Origin of the sequence: Aeromonas taiwanensis (genome assembly GCF_000820165.1) — a bacterium.
GTDB lineage: Bacteria > Pseudomonadota > Gammaproteobacteria > Enterobacterales > Aeromonadaceae > Aeromonas > Aeromonas taiwanensis.
The window spans coordinates 1-635 of sequence record NZ_CDDD01000043.1 but is presented as its reverse complement, the minus strand read 5'-3'; the positions used below and the strand labels follow the sequence as shown (position 1 = coordinate 635).

General features: G+C 58.0%; 1 protein-coding gene. It reads right to left on the bottom strand.

Features of this window, described 5'->3' with window-relative positions; all coding sequences use genetic code 11:
• The coding region (locus tag BN1136_RS07520) for an iron-containing alcohol dehydrogenase (RefSeq protein ID WP_043808299.1) at positions 1 to 375 on the bottom strand (375 nt) is incomplete at its 3' end.
• Between the last annotated feature and the right edge of the window lie 260 nt (positions 376 to 635).

Here is a 635-nt window from a genome sequence, read left to right as displayed (position 1 = left end):
GCGATCCACCCCTTCGTAGTCCTTGATGCCGCCGCCGTTGGCGGCCACCAGGGCGATCCCCTTGGCGCAGTCGTGGGGAGAGCCGCCGCCCAAGGAGATGACGCAGTCGCAGCCATGGGCCTGGATCATCGCAAGGCCCGCTTCCACGTTGGCCACGGTGGGGTTCGGCTTGGTCTCGTCAAACACCACGCTGTCGATGCCGTGTTCCGCCAGCAGGGCGACAAGCCTTGCGACCACCCCAATCTGGTTGAGCACGCGATCGGTGACGATCAGCGCCTTGCGATGCCCATGGCCCTGGATATCGGCCGCCGCTTCTTGCAGGCAGCCCGCCCCCATCAGGTTGATAGCGGGAATGTAGAACTTGAATGTTGCCATGATGGACTCCGTTTGCTTAGCCATTAAGTGGTATACGGGCGCCAACATAGCAGCGTCGAAGGGGATGGACAGGGTTCAATAGTATCTTGTTTGCAAGTTTGTGGACTCGATCGCGCTCTGGTTATGCGGGGTGGAGAGAGGCTTGACAAGAGGGGCGGATTACGGGAGGGCATAAAAACGTTTTTCAATAAATTCATCACGTTAGAAAACGTTTCGCGCCGTTTTTGTCATCTTTGATGCGCAGAAGTGTGAAGCGCATC